Source organism: Lactococcus petauri (assembly GCF_002154895.1).
GTDB classification, from domain to species: Bacteria; Bacillota; Bacilli; order Lactobacillales; family Streptococcaceae; genus Lactococcus; species Lactococcus petauri.
The window spans coordinates 1-255 of the sequence record NZ_MUIZ01000054.1 but is presented as its reverse complement, the minus strand read 5'-3'; the positions used below and the strand labels follow the sequence as shown (position 1 = coordinate 255).

The following is a 255-nucleotide window of genomic DNA, read 5'->3' as shown; positions in this document are numbered from 1 at the left end:
AATCAAAGTTATCTTCTGCTGTCCAGGCATCCCCTACATAAAGAGTAGAGTCATGCACATTTACCGCTGTTTGCTTGTCTTTAACTGTGACTTTGGCTGTACTTGTAACGCCATCATAAGTATAAGTGACATCATATGTTCCTGCTTTAGAAGTATCAACTTTTGAAGCATCTACACTAACTTGTGAGAAGTCGACCGCATTTCCATCTTTATCCAAGGCGGAATCAAAGTTATCTTCTGCTGTCCAGGCATCCC

Annotated in this window: 1 protein-coding gene; it reads right to left on the bottom strand. The window is 41.2% G+C overall.

The genetic code is table 11. The features are described 5' to 3' along the window. The coding region (locus BZZ03_RS11850; protein ID WP_198943964.1) for a bacterial Ig-like domain-containing protein at positions 1 to 255 on the bottom strand (255 nt) is incomplete at both ends.